This window comes from Acidihalobacter aeolianus, assembly GCF_001753165.1.
In the GTDB taxonomy this organism is placed as follows: domain Bacteria; phylum Pseudomonadota; class Gammaproteobacteria; order DSM-5130; family Acidihalobacteraceae; genus Acidihalobacter; species Acidihalobacter aeolianus.
Genome location: NZ_CP017448.1, coordinates 761,910 through 780,276, shown reverse-complemented (window position 1 = coordinate 780,276; position 18,367 = coordinate 761,910). Strand labels below are relative to the sequence as shown.

Here is an 18,367-nt window from a genome sequence, read left to right as displayed (position 1 = left end):
GACGCGGCGCGCGCATGCGATACCTCAGATCCGATCGCTCAGCCAGTAGAGCAGCGCCAGCAGCGGCGCCGCCGTGCCGACGGCGGCAACACCCGTCCAGCCCGCCAGGCTGTAGGCGTAGGCCGCCCCGGCCGAACCGGCCGCGCCGCCGGCGAAGTAGCAGGTCATGTACGCGGTGGTCAGACGGCTGCGCGCCTCGGGACGTAGCTGGTAGATCGCACTCTGATTCAGGATCTGCGTACCCTGTACCCCCAGATCCAGCACCACGATGCCGACCACCAGGGCGGCCAGCGCATGCGGGAAGACCCCCATCAGCGCGAAGGCCAGCATCACCAGGGCGAGCGCGCCCCCGGTGGCGATGCGCGCATGTCCGCGGTCGTGCAGATGGCCGGCCACGGAGGCGGCCATCGCGCCGGCCACCCCGAGCAAGCCGAACGCGCCGATGTCGGCCAGGCTGTAGCCATAGGGCGGGGAGGCGAGCAGAAACGGCAATGCGGTCCACAGCGCGCTGAAGCTCGCGAACACGCACACCCCGTAGACGATCCGTCGGCGCAGCACGGGCTCGTCGCGCAGCAGGTGGAGCACCGAACGCAACAGCTCAGGATAAGGTACGCGAGCCTTGCCGGGATCGGCCGGCAGCACCCGGGCGAGCACCAGCGCCTGGATCAGCATGACGCCGGCGGCCAGCCAGAAGATGCTGCGCCAGCCGAAGGCGTCGGCCATCAGGCCGGACACCGTGCGCGCCAGCAGGATGCCGAGCAGCAACCCGCTCATCACCCGCCCGACCACCCGCCCGCGCGCATGATCGGCCGCCAGATGCGCGGCGAACGGTACCAGAATCTGCACCACCACGGACGTGACGCCGATCGCGAGAGACGCGGCGAAGAAAAGGCCGATATCCGGCGCCATCGCAGCGAACACCAGCGCGCCGCTGGTCAGTACGGTCACCGTCACGACGAGCCGCCGACGTTCGAGCAGGTCGCCGAGTGGCACCAGGAACATCAACCCGGCCGCATAACCGAGCTGGGTGACCGTGACGATCAGGCCGGCAGTGTGTACCGGTACGCCGAAGGCCTTGGCCAGGGTATCGAGCAGCGGCTGCGCATAGTAGATGTTGGCCACCGTCATCCCGGTGGCGACGGCCATGGTCAGCACCAGCGCCGGGCTGATGCCCGCAGTTGCAGCAACGGTATCGCGGGATTGCCTCAAGCAGGAGTCCTTGCTGACGCCGGGGGCAGCAGCATACGCCACCTACCACCACTCCGGAAGAAACCCTGCCGCGGCTCAGTCGCCGTCCGCAGGCTGCCGGTACCGAGCGTCGAGCAACTGCATGATTTCACGTTCCACGGTATCGATCAGCAGCACCGCAACCTCGCGGGTAAGCTGTCCCGCGACCGTATCATGAAGGATCGAGGTATAGCGCTCGAGCATGCCAGACAAGCCGGGAAAGCGCAGCGCGGCTTGGTGCAGGGGCGACTCTCCGGCATCGAGCGCGCCTGAGGCGGTGTCGAGCAGGCGGCTGCGTACGCCACGTGCCCAGATCAGATGGCGCGCATAGGCTGGCAACGGCGCATCCTGCTGCGCCACTGGCGTTGTAACGACATGCCTGAGCACCTGCCCACCGGTCAACGGCGGGGCCAGAAGATAACCCTGCACCCGGGTGACGCCGAGCGCCTGCACGGCCGCCAGGGTTTCCGCCGAATCGACACCCTCGACCACCAGATCGACCGCCAGGCTCTGTGCCAGATCCACAAGGCTCAGCAGAAAACGCAGATCCACAGGACTCCGGTCGAGACGCATGCCGAAGGCACGGTCGAGCTTGAGCGTATCGAAGGGCAGGCTGCGCAGTCGCTCGAGGCTCGCGTAGGTACTGCCGAGGTCATCGAGCGCCAGTCCGATCCCTAGTTTCTTTAATGCCAGCAGGTGCTCCGCCATGACCGGATTGGTCAGAATACGGCCGCTGTCGACGATTTCGAGGGTCAGTTTCGCCGGATCGATCCGATGGGCCTCAAGCCGTGACTCGATCGCCAGCGCCGTGCCCGGTGCCAGCAGATCCAGCGGCTCGAAATTGACCGATACACCCAATTCCATGCCGTCTGCAGCCCAGCGCCGAGCCTGGGCGAGCGCTTGGTCGAGCACGACAAAGCTGGTACGGCGCACGTCCATGGGAGGCAACTTATCGAGAAAATCGTCGGCACCCCAGGTTCCATCCAGATAGCGCAGGCGCGCCAGGGCTTCGACCTCACACATCTTCTGGGCGGGCAGATCGAAGACGGGCTGGTAATAAACCTCGATGTTCTGCGGCACCAACTCCCTGGCCCGCGCAAATGTAGGCTCTGAGGTCCCCGGCGCGGACGCCGCGGACTCGTGCTCCGCCGGGTTGTATGCATACAGGGCATGACTGAGACCGGGTTTACGGTCGTGTCCCTTGGCCACATACAACGCGTGGTCGGCATGCCTCAGCAAATCACGCGGCCGGGCTTCGTCGATGGGGTACAGGGTCAGACCCAGACTCGCACCGAGCCTGAGTTCCAGATCTCCGACGAGGAAGTTTTCGTCGAACACAGCACCCAGGCGTTCGAGCAGTATTTCGACGTCGCTCCAGCGACGAATGTCCTCCATCAGCAGCACAAACTCGTCACCCCCGAGTCGCGCCAGAAAATCCGAGCTGCGCAGCGTCTTGCGCAGACGTTCAGCGAGCAGGGTCAACAACTGATCGCCGGTTTCGTGCCCATAAGTGTCGTTGACACCCTTGAAACCATCGAGGTCGAGCAGTCCGATGGCCAGCAGGGTTTGCTGCTTGATGGCACGCGGCAGGCACGTCTCCATACGCTGATCGAGGGCGTAGCGATTGGGCAGCCCGGTCAGAAAGTCGCGCGTGGCCGCCTGCTGCAGCGCCTGTTCGCGCTCCTTGAGCGTACTGATGTCCGTGAAGACGCCGACATAATGCCGGACCTCGCCCTTGGCATCGTGGACGGCGCTGATGCTAAGCATGGCCGGGTATGTAACCCCGTCGCTGTCCCGATTCCAAACCTCGCCCTGCCAGAATCCCCGTTCACGCAGAATCGCTTCACGCTGCTCGTAGAACTGGTTGTCGTGGCGATCTGAGCGAAGTATTGCGGGCTTTTCGCCGATGACCTCGTCGCGTGTATAGCCGGTAATCCGCGTAAACGCCTCATTCACGCTCAGGATGTGCAGATCAGCATCGGTAAACACGACACCTTCCTGCATGTTTTCGACCACAGTTGCCATCTGCCGGCGGTAGATTTCCTCATGCACTCGATCGGTGACGTCGGTTTGCAACCCAATGTAATGCGTGAGCTGGCCGTCCTCGGCGATCACTGGCGAGAGCGATACCTCGTTCCAGAAATGGCCGCCATCCTTGCGCCGGTTCTGTAACACCACGGTCACCGGTTGCCGCGCTTCGATTGCGTCACGCAGCTGATTGCGCGCCGCTGGATCCGTCGTCTCATCCTGCAGAACGCGGCAGTTGCAGCCCAGGACGTCGGCCGGAGCGTAGCCCGTGATTCGCGTAAAAGCTGGGTTGACGAAGATCAGTGGCTGCTCGGGCTGACGCATGTCCGCGATGGAAATGCCCTGCTGCGCGGCGGCAATCGCGCGGGACTCCAGGTCCAGCTCGGCCAGCGCATCGCGTAGCTCACGCTCACGGGAGCGGCGTTCGATGGCAAGCCCCAAGGTACGCGCGCCTCGCTCGAGCACCGGTAACAATCGCTCGAAATCGACCACTCTGGCAAAGCTGTTCGCCGTCAGCACACCCCAGACATCGCCGCCGAGCGGAATCGGACTCATCGCTACCAGGCGCAGTCCGGAAACATCCACCTGTTCGCGCCAGCCCTGCATCACCGGGTTATCGAGGATCGCTTCCTGCTGGTAGTCCTCGCGCCAGCGCGATTCGCCGCTCTCCATCACTTGATCGAACAGCAGCGGCGCGCCGGCCGCCTGGGCCGCGCGATGCGCTTCGAGATAGGCCGCTTTGATATCCGCGCTCACGCCGCGGCTGGCAAGCACCTCAAGCTCCCCGCCTGGCTGCTGCCGGCCAACCCAGACGATGGGAAACAGGGAGGAATCGTGCAAGATACCGACGAAACTGTCCGCGATCGCGGCTTCATCGGCATCCGGATCGAAGCTCTCGTGCGTACGGACGATGGCGTCGAGCAGGCGCGCATAGGCCTGCTCCGAGGCCCGCCCGCGACAGCGCTGCAAAGCCAGCCCGAGCAGGCGGGCGAAATGCGCCCACTCGGCTTGATCGCGGCTGGAGAACCTACCTGTGTCCCGGCTGTATAACGCGACAATGCCCTGCGGCCCCGAATCGTTCGGTAGCGGCAATATCACGGATGAGGACCAGCCGGGGCCGCTCTCGCGCCACAACTGAGCGTCAGGGTCAGTCGACCAGTCGCTCGTAATGGCGAGTTCCCCATTGAATCCGGGCATCGGCGGTGACGAATCCAATCCGTTATCTCGCACCAGCGCCGGTCGCGTGCCACCCTCGCCATCCATGTACCCGTACCAGACGGCATCAATGCCCGGAAAGCCGCCCATCCTTTCCAGCACATCACGTAACAGAGCGGATTCGTCGACCTCGGTCAGCAGCAAGGGTTCCAGACTACGTATCAACCCACCTAGGGCCTGTTCACACTAATAAGTGTATCGACGATGAGAGCGAAGTGGATGAAGAAGGTGAAGACGACATCGAGCTTATCGAAGCGTGAGAAGATGCGCCGAAATCCTTTGAGTCTTCGGAATAGTCGCTCGACTTCATTGCGCTTCTTGTAAAGTTCAAGATCGTATTCCCAAGGCGTGAGCCGATTGCGCTTGGGCGGCACCACTGGGGTCATACCCAGATCCAGCGCGAGCTGGCGCGTCTCGTCACCCTCATAGGCGCGGTCCATGATGACCGAGGTGCCTTCCCAGCCGCAGTGCTCCAGGCTTTTGAGCAGTTTTCTGCCTTCTGGTGCATCTCCGGCCTGTCCCGGGGAAAGTCGAAAGGCTACGGCTCGATTGGCTCCGGCGGCGACCAGATGAATCTTGGTTGTCCATCCGGCGCGGGATTTGCCGATAGATTGAGGACCGTTTTTTTTAAAGCACCGGTTCCGTCTGGATGAACCTTGACGGCTGTGGAATCGAGCGAGACATGATCGACTTGGATATTAATCACGTCGTTTTCCTGCAGCGCCAGGAAGACTCGATCCAGCACGCCCTGTTTGGCCCAGCGATTGGCGCGCATATAGATGCTGTGCCAGCGACCGAAACGGACCGGTAAGCCACGCCACTTGCAGCCATGCTCGGCCACGTACAGGATCGCGTTAAGCACCTGTAGGTTGGATATTTTTATAGGCTATTTGCATTCTGAGGTAGGATCGCAGATTTAGCCCGGAAATGGAATCCAGTCCCTTTTGTGCAAAATATGGTTGATAATCATCAGCTGATCATGATAGCGTTTCGTGCAAAAGGTGGTTGGAGGCCAGGATGAACGAATTTACGGGATCGGCAGCTTCACAGGCTGACTTTATTTGGAAGAACGCGGAAGACCTGTGGGGGGACTTCAAACATACGGACTTTGGCAAGATCATCTTGCCGTTTACCTTGCTGCGCCGCCTGGAGTGTGCGTTGGAGCCGACCCGCGAGGCGGTGAGAGAGGCATACGCCGCTTTCAAGGATGCCGATGTTGAGCTGGACACCATTCTGCGCTCAACCGCTGAATACCCCTTCTACAACACCTCAGAATACTCCCTTGGCACCCTCGGTAGCACCAAGACGCGCCGCAATCTGGAAGACTACATCGCCCTGTTTTCGGATAACGCCCGCGCTATCTTCGAGGAGTTCGAGTTCGGCAATACCGTGATCCGGCTGGAGAAGGCTGGCTTGCTGTACAAGATTTGCCAGAACTTCGCCAAGATCGACCTGCACCCTGAGGTGGTGCCGGATCGGGTGATGAGCAATATCTACGAACACCTGATTCGCCGCTTTGGTGCTGAGGTCAACGAAGGGGCCGAGGACTTCATGACGCCGCGTGACATCGTTCACCTGGCAACCGCACTTTTGCTTGACCCGGATGACGCCCTGTTTGAGGCCAACCCCGGTTTGATTCGTACCCTGTATGACCCGACCTGCGGCACGGGTGGGTTCCTCACTGATGCCATGAACCATGTGGGCGATTACGGTGGCCGCGACAAGGTACCGCCGGTTCTGGTGCCGCACGGGCAGGAGCTGGAACCAGAAACCCATGCGGTTTGTGTGGCCGGTATGCTGATCCGCCGTCTGGAATCCGACCCTGGCCGCGATCTGTCGAAGAACATTCGTCAGGGCAGTACGCTGTCCAACGACCAGTTTGCCGGTGAGCGTTTCCACTACTGTCTGTCCAATCCCCCGTTTGGGAAGAAATGGGAGAAGGACAAAAACGCCGTCGAAGCGGAACACAAAAAAGGCGAATTGGGCCGCTTTGGGCCGGGCCTGCCGAAAATCAGCGATGGCTCCATGCTGTTTTTGATGCACCTTGCCAGCAAACTGGAACTGCCGATCAACGGCGGTGGCCGCGCCGCTATCGTGCTGTCCGGTTCGCCACTATTCAACGGTGGTGCCGCGTCTGGCGAATCGGAAATCCGCCGCTGGTTGCTGGAAAACGACCTGATTGAAGCCATTGTGGCCCTGCCAACGGATCTGTTCTTCCGCACCAATATCGCCACCTACCTGTGGATTCTGTCCAATAAGAAGCCGCAGGAGCGCAAAGGCAAGGTGCAGTTGATCAACGCCACCGATCTGTGGACTTCAATCCGCAACGAGGGCAACAAGCGCCGTATTGTCAGCGATGATCAGCGCCGCCAGATTTTGGACATCTACGCCGCTGGGGAAACCGATGCGCTTTCCCGGATGCTCGACTACCGCACCTTTGGCTACCGCCGTATCAAGGTACTGCGCCCGCTGCGCATGATCCTAGAACTGGATAAGGCGGGCATGGAGCGCCTGGAAGCTGACCCCACTTGGGAAAAGCTCTCTGACGCGCATCAGGCATTCTGGCGCGACGCCCTCAAGCCGCTGATCGGGCAAACGCAGACCTATGGCTGGGCAGAAACCTTTGCCAAGGGCGCGATCAAGTCCGACGAAGCCAAGAAGCTCAAGGTCAAGGCCAACAAGACCTTTATCACCGCGCTGATCAACGCCTTTGGTCACAAAGACCCGGAAGCCGAGCCCGTCACAGATGCCAACGGCAACCTGGTGCCGGATACTGATCTGACCGATTACGAAAATGTTCCTTACCTGGAGGACATTGAAGACTACTTCGCCCGCGAAGTGCTGCCCCATGTCCCGGATGCCTATCTGGACGAGAGCTTTACCGATGCGAAGGATGGCAAGCTGGGCCGCGTCGGCTATGAGATCAACTTCAACCGCTTCTTCTATCAGTACCAGCCGCCGCGCAAGCTGCATGATATTGATGAAGACCTGAAGCAGGTGGAAGCCGAGATTGCCGCGCTACTGGCAGAGGTGGCCAGCGAATGAGCCAGTACAAAGCGTATCCCGCGTACAAGGATTCCGGCGTTGAGTGGATTGGGCAGGTGCCGGAGCATTGGGAGGTGAAAAGGCTACGTCATATCGGGCGTTACTCTAATAGTGGAGTAGACAAGAAGAGCTATGAAGACCAGCAGACAGTTAAGCTTTGTAACTACACGGACGTCTATTACAACGAATTCATCAGTAATGATATGCCTTTCATGCAGGCTACTGCCAGCGCCCACGAGATTGAGCAGTTCACTCTGAAAAAAGGTGATGTCATTATCACGAAGGATTCGGAAGACCCTTCCGACATAGGGGTTCCTGCCTTTGTTCCACATGATATGCCTGGAGTGGTTTGTGGCTATCATCTCACTATGATTCGTGCCTTAAATGATAACCATGGGAGCTATATCCATCGTTCGATCCAGTCGGATCATACAAAAGCTTACTTCTTTGTTGAGTCGCCAGGAATAACCCGATATGGCCTGAATCAAAATACTATTGGTAATGCCCCAGTAGCGCTCCCTCCACCAGAAGAACAAGTCACCATCGCAGCCGCCCTCGACCGCGAAACCGCCCGTATTGATTCGCTAATCCAGAAGAAAACCCGCTTTATCGATCTGCTGAAGGAAAAGCGTCAGGCGCTGATTACCCATGCGGTCACCAAGGGGCTAGACCCCAACGTGAAGATGAAGGATTCCGGCGTTGAGTGGATTGGGCAGGTGCCGGAGCATTGGGAGGTAAAAAGGCTGAAGCACTTAATATCCCAATGCCAGAATGGCGTTTGGGGTGATGACCCACTGGAAGATGGCTCGGATACATTATGTATTCGGGTTGCAGATTTCGATAGGGATAACAACGTTGTCATTTGTAACCCCTCAACGTATCGGCAGATTACCAAGGAACACCAAGATAGCCGGTTAGTTTCCAAAGGAGACATTCTCCTTGAGAAATCAGGAGGCGGCGCACAAACATTAGTGGGTGCAAATGTGCGCTATCTGGGAGAAGAGCCTGCCGTTTGCTCCAACTTTGTAGCAGTTATAAAGCCGTCGAAAAAGGCCGAGTCCGCATGGCTAAATTATCTAATGGCATCTATGTATGCGCTCAAGATAAATCTACGTTCCATTAAGCAATCTACAGGGATTCAAAATCTGGATTCTGAGCAATATCTTGATGAGGGTGTCGCTGCTCCTTCTCTTGACGAACAAGCCACCATCGCCGCCGCCCTCGACCGCGAAACCGCCCGCATTGATGCGTTGATTGGCAAGGCAGAGCAAAGTATTACCCTACTCAAAGAGCGCCGCTCGGCCTTTATCACCGCCGCTGTTACCGGCCAGATTGATTTGCGAGGAGAACAATAATGCAGGCATCCGCCCATCAGGAAAAACACTTCCAGCAATACATCATCGACCGGCTGGTAGAGCAGGGCTGGAAACTAGGCGACACTCAGCACTACGACACCGAGCGGGCGGTATACCCCGAAGACCTGGAAAGCTGGATCAAGAGCAGCGGCCAGCAGGAAAAGTGGGACAAGCTGGAACGGCTTAACGGGGCTAAGACCCTTGAGGTGCTGATGGCGCGGCTGGATAAAGCGCTGGAGAAACAAGGCACCATGCAGGTGTTGCGCCAGGGCTTTTCCATTGCCGGTTGTGGCCTGATCGAGATGACCGAGGCCGCACCGGAAGACAAGCGCAATGCAGCAGTCATTGAGCGCTACCAGGCCAATATCCTGCGCGTGGTGCCGGAGCTGAAGTATCACCCAGCCCGTGAATTTGCCATTGATCTGGTGCTGTTTATCAACGGCCTACCCGTGGCGACGGTGGAGCTTAAAACCGACTTCACCCAGTCGGCTGAAGCGGCGATGGATCAATACCGAAATGACCGTTTGCCCTACGATCCCAAGACCAAGCGCAGAGAACCGCTACTGACATTCAAGCGCGGGGCGGTGGTGCACTTTGCCATGTCCGATTCCGAAATCATGATGGCAACCAAGCTGGAAGGGGAAAATACGTTCTTCCTGCCGTTCAACAAGGGTCGCAAGGACGAAAGCGGTACGGTACATGCGGGCAACCCGCCCGGTGAGGTCAAGCCCGATGGCACCCAGGAGTACCCAGTAGCCTACTTTTGGGAGGAAGTCTGCCAACCGGATGCCTGGCTACGTATCTTTCATAGTTTTGTCTACATCGAGAAAAAGGACGTGGTGGATATTCAGGGTAACTGGTCAAAGAAAGAAACCCTGATTTTCCCACGTTTCCACCAATGGACGGCAGTGAACCAGATGCTGGCCGATGCCCGCGTAAACGGTGCAGGCATGACCTACCTGTGTGACCACAGCGCCGGTTCCGGCAAGACCAGCACAATATCTTGGACGGCCCATGACTTGGTGAAACTGCGCGAAGATAACGGCGATGCGGTATTTAACAGCGTGATCATCGTCACCGACCGCAATGTGCTGGACAGCCAGCTCCAGGATGCGGTGAAGCAGATTGACCACCAGTTTGGCGTGATCGCCGCCATTGACCGGCAAAAGTCATCCAAGTCCAAGAGCAAGCAGCTCTCGGAAGCCCTGTTGTCTGGTACGCCGATTGTGGTGGTAACGATCCAGACCTTTCCCTATGCAATGGAAGCCATCATCACTGACAAAGCCCTGAAAGGGAAAAACTTTGCGGTGATCATTGATGAGGCGCATAACTCGCAGACCGGCGCTACCGCCGCCAAGCTGCAAGCCGCACTGGGAATGAGCGGGCAAGGCAAGATGTCCACCATGACGGTGGATGAGTTGCTGGAACAACTGCAAAAGTCCCGCGCCCGACCAAAGAATATCAGCTACTTCGCCTTTACCGGTACGCCCAAGCACTCCACGTTGATGCTGTTCGGTCGCCCGACCGATCCAAGCCAACCGGCCTCGGACGATAACCCGCCGCAAGCCTTCCACCTGTACACCATGCGCCAGGCCATCGAGGAGAAGTTCATTCTCGATGTGCTGAAAGGCTATGTGCCCTACAAAACGGCCTTCAACCTTTCCAAGCAGATTGAAGACAGCAAGCGGGTGAGCGGGAAGGCCGCCAAACGCGCCTTGGCACAGTGGATGTCCCTGCACCCCACCAATGTGACCCAAAAGGTGCAGTTTATCGTTGAGCACTTCACCAAGAACGTCGCCCACCGGCTGGATGGCAAGGCCAAGGCCATGGTGGTCACCAGCTCCCGTGCCGCCGCCATTCGCTACAAGAAGGCGTTTGACCGCTATATCGAGCAGCACAGCGAGTACGGCTTTATTCATTCACTGGTGGCCTTCTCCGGCAAGATGACCGGTAAGCAGGTGATGCACCAGGATGACGGTGAGTATAAGGACGATGTGTTTATCGTCGATGAGAACGAAGAGTTCACTGAGCAGAGCATGAACCCGGATGTCCAAGGGCAGGATTTGCGCTTTGCCTTTGACCGCCCTGAATACCGGGTGATGTTGGTGGCCGACAAGTTCCAGACCGGCTTTGACCAGCCCAAACTGGTCGCCATGTATGTAGACAAGAAAATCGCCAACCATGTGGAGATTGTGCAGACCTTCTCCCGTCTCAACCGGACGGCGCCCGGTAAGGATGAGGTCTTTATCATCGACTTTGTGAACGACCCGGAGAACGTGCGTCAGGCCTTTACCACCTATGACAAGGGCGCTCACATCGACGAAGTGCAAGACCTCAATGTGGTCTACGAGATCAAGGAGCGCTTGGACGAGCACGGCCTGTATGACGAGAAGGACTTGGCTGCGTTCAAGGAAGCACGCTTCAAGACCATCCGCGATATCACCCATACCAAATCGCCACAGCACAAGGCGCTGTATGCCGCCACTGCTGGAGCGACGGCCTTGTATAACGACAAGATGAAGATGCTGCGCGATGGCATGGCGACCTGGGAGGCGGCTTTTGAGAAGGCCCGCGCCAAGGGTGATGAGGCGGGCATGAAGTCTGCTGACCACCATCAGGATGAGTACGCCGAGCAAATCAAGGCACTGATTGGCTTCAAGTCGGATTTGGGGCGTTTTTGTCGTACCTACTCCTATATCGCCCAACTGATTGATTTTGGCGACCCGGAGCTGGAGAACTTCGCCGCCTTCGCCAAGCTATTGCAAAAGCGTCTATTGCACGAAGCACCTGAAACCGTGGACTTGACCGGCCTGGTGCTCACCGGTTTCGACATCAATGCTCGTTCAGATAACGCGGAGGACGAAGGCGAAACCCCGGTACTGCAACCGGTAGGTGCAGGCGGTGGTGGTGTGGCAGGCGACAAGCCGAAATTCGTCAAAGAGATTATTGAGCGGCTCAACAGCCTGTTTGGTGAGGCAACGCCGATTCAGGATCAGGTGGCCTTCGTGAATCAGATCTTTTCAATCGCCGGTGAAAGCGATGTGGTGATGGCTCAGGTGGAAAGTAACACCCGCGAACAGGCCATGAAAGGCAACTTGCCCGGCGCTGTTCAGCAAGCGGTCGTACGTGCTTTGTCCAGCCACCAGAAGCTAGCCACCCAGGTGCTCAAGTCTGATCGTCAGGGCATGGCCGCATTGGTTGACGTGGTGTATGACCTGCTGCGCGAAGGCCAAGACATCGACCTGGATATGGATTAAGCCGATGCTTGACCTGCTGAATCTGCCCGGCATAAAACCGGTGGATATGCGCCATGAGAGCAAGGGCCTTGTGATCGTTGCCAAGCCGGAAACGGTCGAGGTACCGCTATGCGGGGACTGCAACATCCCTATGCACAAACACGGCACGCGCAAAAACAAGTTCATGGACACGCCGTTGTACATGCAGCCTGTCCGTCTTGAAGTTCAGCGCCCGCGCTTTCGCTGTGAGTCGTGCGGCAAAATGTCGATGCCCGAATTGAGTTTTCTGGATGACAAACGGAGAGCCACCAAGCGGCTGGTCGATGTCATTCGGCAACAGTGCCTGGGAACCACCTTCCATGCTTTAGCCGAGCAAACTGGCGTGGCGGTGAATACTGTCAAGAATATTGCCCACGACCTGATAAACGAACTATCGCAAACCGTTCGCTACGAAACCCCCGTTATTATGGGTATCGACGAAGTGAACCTCGCCGGTGGGTATCGCTGTGTAATCACCAACCTGGCAACCAACAACGTCTTCGATATGTTAGAGCACCGGACCCAGGAGCATCTGAAGCCATTCTTCAAGGCGCTGCCGGACGCTGACAAGGTGGAATGGGTCTGTACTGATATGTGGCGGCCCTTCAAGCGTTCTTTTGCTCAATACCTGCCCAACGCCAAACTGGTGATCGACAAGTTCCATGTCGTTAAAATGGCCTCCGAAGCGCTGGAAGTTGAGCGCAAGAACTATCAGGCTCAGTTAAGCAAAGAAGACCGGATTTACGTCAAAAAATCCATTCGCTGGCTCACCCTGAAGCGGCCCGGTAACCTGACGCCCGCAGAACAAAAGGCGCTGGAAGTCGTGAAGCAGGCGATCCCTGAGCTTGCCGTAGCCTATGATTTCAAGGAAGCCTTCTTCTGCATCTACGATGAACTCGACAAGCAGAATGCTCAGAATGCCTTTGAAGCCTGGGAGAACAGCTTGCCAGACCAAGGGCTAGTGGCATTCAAGAAGCTGGCCAAAACGGTTCACAACCATTACGACGACATCTTTGCCTACTGGGATGCACCATTCCCGATCACTAATGGTTACACCGAAGGGCTCAACGGTCTGATCAAGATGTCCAACCGGTTAGGTCGGGGTTATAGCTACCCCATCATTCGGGCAAAGACGTTGTACTCCAAAGAAGCCCGCAAGGTCGGCAGTGGTATTCGAGCAGGTCACGGCAAGGTGGAATATGGGCCGCACATTCCGACGTTGTTGAAACAGGCAGAGAGTGGTGAGCTGGATTAGCGCGAGAGAGTTGCGTCAGAGAATCCAACCAATGTTAGATTCTGGTGAGGCAGTGAAAACAGAGAAATCCAACCAGAGGCTGCATTTGACCTGACCAATAATCCAGGGTCAGAACGGTTGGATTCCAACCCTAGAATGCAAATAGCCTTTTTATATTGCCTCGCGGAAGCGGCAACAAGGGCTCGATGATTTTGTACTGCTGCAAGGTAATTTCCATGCAGCAATTATATCAAAATTAATGTGAACAGGCCCTAGATCACTCGAACCGTCGCTCATGCGTAAATTTCGCCCGTACGCTCGCCTTGTGTTCGCCCGCGTTTCCCAAAATCTGCGGGGCGCGCCCCCCCCTGAACTCGCCCGGATTCCAGGGGCATTATAAACCTCAGCGGGAATATGGATCAGTATGCCGCTAATCGGCGTCAGGCGGGACGTCACCATCATGGCAGATCCGGTTCTTGCCGGTGGTTTTGGCCGCGTACATCAGCTCGTCTGCCCGCCCCAGCAGCTGCCCCACGCTCTCGCCCGGGCGATAGCGTGTCAGCCCGATACTCGCCGTCACCGGACGTGCGCTCAGGCCCGTCGTCACCTCTGGGATACGCGCGCGCAGCTGCTCCGACATGCCGTGCGCGCCATCCGTGCCCATGCCCGGAAACAGCAGCAGGAACTCCTCCCCGCCCAAGCGCACCAGATAGTCGCCCTGACGAATCTGCCCACGCAGTGCAGCAGCCACCTCGACCAACACCCGGTCACCCGCCAGGTGTCCGTCCTCGTCGTTGATCCGCTTGAAGTCATCCAGGTCCAGCAGCGCCACGCACAACCCGGATTCAGGACGCCGATCCACCTGCGCCATCTGCCGTCCCAACACCTCCAGGCCAGGCTCGCGCATCATCGCCCCGGTCAACGCGTCATAGCTCGCCTGCGTGCGCAGATAGCGTTGATACACCCCGAGTTCGCGATGGTGCTGCCACGACAGCAGGATGGAAACGCCGGCGGCCAGCAGCGAGATGACGAACAACAGCAGGGAAACCGGCGCCTCGCCTCGATGGAACAAGGGGAACAACGTATAGGCCACGATCACGCCCATCAGGGTCCAGACGACCCAACCCATGGCGCGTGCGTGCCCGAGCAGGAACACGAAGGCCAACGGGAGCACGGGGATCCAGACCAACAGGATTTCCGTATTCAGCGACGCCAGAGCACCGCCCACCAAGGCTATGGCGATCAGCAGCGCCATCCCGCTCTGCGCCTTTCCTGCAGCAACCGAGCCACGGCGCATCCAATAGAGCAAGGGCGGCGCGCAGGCAGGGAACAGAAGACTGCTCAGCGCCCAGTCGTGTTGACCATGGCGCAAATCCACGTAGAACATGATCAGCGAGGCGATCGTACCCAGGGTCACGCCGACATACAGAAAACGCATTCTGGCAGCGGAATATTCACTATCCTCAGCGGCCTCAGCTGGGCTGTGCCTGCCACCCTTCTCCGGCAATGTCATCCGGTCTGCCCTGGCAGCGCGAACCCGACTTCTGCACCGCCCGCATCCTCACAGCAGATCCGGTTCTTGCCGGTGGTTTTGGCCGCATACATCAACTCGTCCGCACGCCCCAGCAGCTGCCCCACGCTCTCGCCCGGGCGATAGCGTGTCAGCCCGATACTCGCCGTCACCGGACGTGCGCTCAGGCCCGTCGTCACCTCTGGGATACGCGCGCGCAGCTGCTCCGACATGCCGTGCGCGCCATCCGTGCCCATGCCCGGAAACAGCAGCAGGAACTCCTCCCCGCCCAAGCGCACCAGATAGTCGCCCTGACGAATCTGCCCACGCAGTGCAGCAGCCACCTCGACCAACACCCGGTCACCCGCCAGGTGTCCGTCCTCGTCGTTGATCCGCTTGAAGTCATCCAGGTCCAGCAGCGCCACGCACAACCCGGATTCAGGACGCCGATCCACCTGCGCCATCTGCCGTCCCAACACCTCCAGGCCAGGCTCGCGCATCATCGCCCCGGTCAACGCGTCATAGCTCGCCTGCGCGTACAGCCGCCGATGGTAGTAACTCAACTCCCGATGCGACTGCCACGACAGCAGCATCGACATGGCGTAGGCCAGCAGGGCCGAGCCGAACAGCGGCAACGGCAGTGGATTGAGTCCGTGATTGATTTGGGGAAACAGCGCATAGCCCAGGCACAGGAACACCATAATCACGGCATTCCAGCGCAGCGCCCGTTCGTGACCGAGCAGCAGGACGTAGGTCAGCGGAAAGATCGGAAACCAGATCAATGCCTCGACGTCGTTCAGCGTGACCGCCGCCCCCAGGATCTGCTGTATCGCCACCAGCACCGCAAAACCGACCAGCCCCTGCTGGTAGGCGCGCCTTCCGTGATACATATGAAACACCAACGGAGGCGCAAACAACGGGAACAAGGCGGCCGGCAGGGCGCGGAACCAGGCACCGTGCTGCAGTTCGAGATAACTCATGAGCAACGCCACAACCACGCCAATGACAGTGGCGATGGTGATGAAGCGGATCTTGGTTCTGACGAACTCGTCGCTCTCGTTCAGTTCACGCGCCAAGTCGTGAATCGAGTTCCGGGTCATTCGGTTCCTCAGCACACCTTCCGAGCTTCCAGCAAGCGACATCGCAAGCGGCATGCGCGCTCAGGCCTGTAGACTTAAGTCCGCGAGATTGGTCTCTGGCCACCATTCCAATCCCACCCGAGCGCCAAGTATAATCGCGCACCTTCACCCATGCAGCGTTCCATGCGGCTCGTCACCTTCGATGCCTTCCGCACCCTTCGGCTCCCCGACGCACGTTACGTCAAGCCCGAGCATTTCCTGCGCGAACGTGAAACGGTAGAGGCCGCCGACTGGCTGCTGTTCCCGGAATACTGGCAGCTCGGCACGCTCGTCTTTGGCCTGCGCAAGCGCATCTTCCCCAGCCTGGCGAGTTACCTGCTCGGCCACGACAAAATCGAGATGACGCGCGCCTTTCTCGGGGTGGCGCCGCAACATGTTCCCGACACCCGCATCGCAGCCAACACCCGCGAGGAAGCCGAATGCCTGTGGGAGGCCCTGCCGCGCCCCTTCGTCGCCAAGATTCCGCGCAGCAGCATGGGCCAGGGCGTGTTTCTCGTCTCCACCCGCCAGGACTGGGAGGACTACCTCGACCTGACCCCGACACTCTACGTGCAGGAACACCTGCCGATCGACCGCGATCTGCGCGTGGTGGTCGTGGCCGGCCAGGTCGTGACCGCGTTCTGGCGACTGCAGTCGCCCGATGGCTTCCACAACAACCTCGCATGCGGCGGCTCGGTCGGCAGCGCACCGGTACCCGAAGCGGCCCTCGCACTGGCTCTCAACCTCTCTCACACGCTCGGCATCGACCATGCCGGCTTCGACATCGCCATGGTTGGCGGACACCCTTACGTGTTCGAATTCAACCGCCTGTTCGGCCATCGCGGGCTGGCGGGACAACACGAACGCCTGGCCGGAATCATGCTCGACTACCTGCTCGCACAGAGCGACAACCACGAACCGCATGATCCCATCCGACCCACACCGGTGTGGCCCATCGCCGTCTAAAAGGCTTGCACCTTGGAGGCGGCAGCAAAGGTATATTGCATTTCTCGATAACATCCATTCGTTGAATGAAATAATTTCATTTACATATCAACGGATTATCTTATAGCCACTAGCTTGATGAGGAATATCTGGCGATAGCGGATTCATACCTAGGCACCTAGAATACGGCCATCCAAACCGGGCGCCCCGCCACCTGCAACGCCCCGCGGCGCGGCCCGGCCGACCATTCGCGGCTGGCACGAAGACGTCAGTCGCCCATCGACAAGGAACCGACCGACATGAAAGCCAAAGCCGCCGTCGCCTGGGAACCCCGCAAGCCCCTGGTCATCGAAGAGGTCGAGGTCGAAGGGCCCAAGGAAGGCGAAGTCCTGCTCAAGGTGCATGCCAGCGGCGTGTGCCACACCGACGCCTTCACCCTGTCCGGCGACGACCCGGAAGGCGCCTTCCCCTGCATCCTCGGCCACGAGGGCGGTTGCGAGGTGGTCGAGGTCGGCCCCGGCGTGAAGAGCCTCGCCGCCGGCGACCACGTGATCCCGCTGTACATCCCCGAGTGCGGCCACTGCGAATACTGCCTGTCCGACAAGACCAACCTGTGCCAGACCATCGCCGGCACGCTGTGGAGCGGCTACATGCCCGACCACACCCGGCGCTTCAAGGCCCGCGGTCAGGACATCTTCCACTACATGGGCTGCTCGACCTTCAGCGAATACACCGTGGTGCCGGAGATCGCACTGGCCAAGATCAACAAGGCGGCGCCGCTGGACAAGGTCTGCCTGCTCGGCTGCGGCGTGACCACCGGCATCGGCGCCGTACTCAACACCGCCAAGGTCGAGCCCGGCTCGACGGTGGCCGTGTTCGGCCTCGGCGGCATCGGCCTGTCCGCCATTCAGGGCGCGGTGATGGCCAAGGCCGGGCGCATCATCGCGGTGGACATCAACCCCGACAAGTTCGAGATGGCCCGCGCGCTCGGCGCCACCGACTGCGTCAACCCCAAGGAACTCAGCGTCAGCACCACCGAAGCGATCAAGGAAATGACCAACGGCGGCGTCGACTACTCCTTCGAGTGCATCGGCAACGTCGAGGTCATGCGGGAGGCGCTGGAGTGCTGCCACATGGGCTGGGGCGTCTCCACCATCATCGGCGTCGCCGGCGCCGGGCAGGAGATCCACATCCGCCCGTTCCAGCTGGTCACCGGGCGCACCTGGAAGGGCACCGCCTTCGGCGGCGTCAAGGGCCGCACCCAACTGCCCGACTATGTCGAGCGCTACATGAGCGGCGAGATCAAGATCGACGAGATGGTCACCCACACGATGCCGCTGGAAGACATCAACCGCGCCTTCGACCTCATGCACGAGGGCAAGAGCATCCGTTCCGTCATCCTCTTCTAAGGCCGG

10 protein-coding genes and 1 pseudogene are annotated in these 18,367 nt (G+C 59.3%); 6 read left to right on the top strand and 5 right to left on the bottom strand.

Annotated elements, in window-relative coordinates; genetic code table 11:
* Positions 1 to 24 precede the first annotated feature (24 nt).
* The 3 genes and pseudogenes from BJI67_RS03560 to BJI67_RS17235 all read right to left on the bottom strand — a co-directional run.
* Positions 25 to 1,209 (bottom strand): MFS transporter, encoded by a 1,185-nt coding sequence (locus tag BJI67_RS03560; protein ID WP_197513287.1) that lies wholly within the window; start codon positions 1,207 to 1,209, stop codon positions 25 to 27.
* 75 nt (positions 1,210 to 1,284) lie between these two features.
* Positions 1,285 to 4,635 (bottom strand): bifunctional diguanylate cyclase/phosphodiesterase, encoded by a 3,351-nt coding sequence (locus BJI67_RS03555; protein ID WP_156782010.1) that lies wholly within the window; start codon positions 4,633 to 4,635, stop codon positions 1,285 to 1,287.
* 5 nt (positions 4,636 to 4,640) lie between these two features.
* Positions 4,641 to 5,353 (bottom strand): annotated as a pseudogene (locus tag BJI67_RS17235) (IS5 family transposase); the annotation flags it as partial.
* Between the two features lie 134 nt (positions 5,354 to 5,487).
* On the opposite strand from BJI67_RS17235, the gene BJI67_RS03540 reads away from it, so the two are divergent.
* From BJI67_RS03540 to BJI67_RS03525, 4 genes are read left to right on the top strand one after another with little or no spacing between them, the layout of a single operon-like run.
* Positions 5,488 to 7,515 carry a type I restriction-modification system subunit M gene (locus BJI67_RS03540; RefSeq protein ID WP_070071862.1) on the top strand — a complete coding sequence of 676 codons (2,028 nt, stop codon included), beginning with the start codon at positions 5,488 to 5,490 and terminating at the stop codon, positions 7,513 to 7,515.
* Positions 7,512 to 8,870, top strand: coding sequence for a restriction endonuclease subunit S (locus BJI67_RS03535; RefSeq protein WP_070071861.1), 1,359 nt, complete (start codon positions 7,512 to 7,514; stop codon positions 8,868 to 8,870). Before BJI67_RS03540 ends, BJI67_RS03535 begins: the two co-directional genes overlap by 4 nt.
* Complete coding sequence (locus BJI67_RS03530) at positions 8,870 to 12,127, top strand: type I restriction endonuclease subunit R (RefSeq protein ID WP_070071860.1); 3,258 nt, start codon at positions 8,870 to 8,872, stop codon at positions 12,125 to 12,127. The genes BJI67_RS03535 and BJI67_RS03530 overlap by 1 nt, the downstream gene beginning before the upstream one ends.
* Positions 12,128 to 12,131: 4 nt before the next feature.
* Positions 12,132 to 13,400: an ISL3 family transposase gene (locus BJI67_RS03525; RefSeq protein WP_070071859.1), complete on the top strand. Its 1,269-nt coding sequence runs from the start codon at positions 12,132 to 12,134 to the stop codon at positions 13,398 to 13,400.
* Positions 13,401 to 13,809: 409 nt separating this feature from the next.
* On the opposite strand, the gene BJI67_RS03520 is transcribed toward BJI67_RS03525, so the two are convergent.
* Both BJI67_RS03520 and BJI67_RS03515 read right to left on the bottom strand, forming a co-directional pair.
* Complete coding sequence (locus tag BJI67_RS03520) at positions 13,810 to 14,817, bottom strand: GGDEF domain-containing protein (protein WP_070071858.1); 1,008 nt, start codon at positions 14,815 to 14,817, stop codon at positions 13,810 to 13,812.
* A gap of 71 nt (positions 14,818 to 14,888) precedes the next feature.
* The gene (locus tag BJI67_RS03515) at positions 14,889 to 15,989 is read right to left on the bottom strand and encodes a GGDEF domain-containing protein (RefSeq protein WP_070071857.1); all 1,101 of its coding nucleotides are present in this window, start codon (positions 15,987 to 15,989) and stop codon (positions 14,889 to 14,891) included.
* Positions 15,990 to 16,151: 162 nt separating this feature from the next.
* On the opposite strand from BJI67_RS03515, the gene BJI67_RS03510 reads away from it, so the two are divergent.
* On the top strand, positions 16,152 to 16,973 hold the full coding sequence (locus BJI67_RS03510; protein ID WP_070073923.1) for an ATP-grasp domain-containing protein: 822 nt from the start codon (positions 16,152 to 16,154) through the stop codon (positions 16,971 to 16,973).
* Between the two features lie 278 nt (positions 16,974 to 17,251).
* Positions 17,252 to 18,361, top strand: coding sequence for an S-(hydroxymethyl)glutathione dehydrogenase/class III alcohol dehydrogenase (locus BJI67_RS03505; protein WP_070071856.1), 1,110 nt, complete (start codon positions 17,252 to 17,254; stop codon positions 18,359 to 18,361).
* Positions 18,362 to 18,367 lie beyond the last annotated feature (6 nt).

What these genes read in the sequence shown, in the direction of transcription:
- BJI67_RS03510 (WP_070073923.1), top strand. Translation starts at nt 16,152, where the DNA reads ATGCGGCTCGTCACCTTCGATGCCTTCCGCACCCTTCGGCTCCCCGAC.
- BJI67_RS03540 (WP_070071862.1), top strand. Translation starts at nt 5,488, where the DNA reads ATGAACGAATTTACGGGATCGGCAGCTTCACAGGCTGACTTTATTTGG.
- BJI67_RS03530 (WP_070071860.1), top strand. Translation starts at nt 8,870, where the DNA reads ATGCAGGCATCCGCCCATCAGGAAAAACACTTCCAGCAATACATCATC.
- BJI67_RS03535 (WP_070071861.1), top strand. Translation starts at nt 7,512, where the DNA reads ATGAGCCAGTACAAAGCGTATCCCGCGTACAAGGATTCCGGCGTTGAG.
- BJI67_RS03525 (WP_070071859.1), top strand. Translation starts at nt 12,132, where the DNA reads ATGCTTGACCTGCTGAATCTGCCCGGCATAAAACCGGTGGATATGCGC.
- BJI67_RS03520 (WP_070071858.1), bottom strand. Translation starts at nt 14,817, where the DNA reads ATGCGTTTTCTGTATGTCGGCGTGACCCTGGGTACGATCGCCTCGCTG.
- BJI67_RS03515 (WP_070071857.1), bottom strand. Translation starts at nt 15,989, where the DNA reads ATGACCCGGAACTCGATTCACGACTTGGCGCGTGAACTGAACGAGAGC.
- BJI67_RS03505 (WP_070071856.1), top strand. Translation starts at nt 17,252, where the DNA reads ATGAAAGCCAAAGCCGCCGTCGCCTGGGAACCCCGCAAGCCCCTGGTC.